A 597-nucleotide genomic window follows, 5' to 3' on the forward strand; every position below is an offset into this window, starting at 1 on the left:
TCGCGCCAGAAGGCCCGGCCCGTTCACCCGAAAACCGAGAGCAAAGCGCAGGAGCGTTTCAAAAAAGGGGGCTTCGCCGCGCCCTGACGGCGGCCGCCGAGGCGCACCCGGGCAAGCGCCTGCGCGTGTTTTTCCAAGATGAGGCGCGGTTCGGGCAGAAGGGGCGGCTGTGTCATCGCTGGTGGCTGAAGGGCCAGCGTCCGCCCGGCCTGTGCGACCAGAGGTTCGACTGGACTTACCTCTATGCCGCCGTCGAACCCAAGACGGGGGACGGCTTTGCCCTCGTCCTGCCGACGGTGTCCACCATCGCCATGAACCGCTTCCTCGCCGACTTCGCCGCCACCCTGGCCCCGGACGACCACGCCGTCATGGTCCTCGACGGCGCCGGTTGGCACGCCAGCAAGAGCCTGGTCGTGCCCGCCAATCTCACCCTCGTGCCCTTGCCGCCCTATTCGCCCGAGTGCAACCCGGTCGAGCGGATCTGGCTCTTCCTCCGCGAAAAGCTGATGTCACAGCGGGTCTTTCCCGATCAGGACACCATCATCGACGCTTGCTGCGACGCCTGGAACGCGCTCGTCGCCGAAACCGGCCGCATCA

At 67.2% G+C, this 597-nt stretch carries 1 protein-coding gene; it reads left to right on the top strand.

The genetic code is table 11. The features are described 5' to 3' along the window. On the top strand, positions 1 to 597 hold a 597-nt coding region (locus FZ029_RS32805; RefSeq protein WP_149274387.1), incomplete at both ends, for an IS630 family transposase.

Origin of the sequence: Azospirillum sp. Sh1, from assembly GCF_008365135.1 — a bacterium.
Classification (GTDB): domain Bacteria; phylum Pseudomonadota; class Alphaproteobacteria; order Azospirillales; family Azospirillaceae; genus Azospirillum; species Azospirillum oryzae.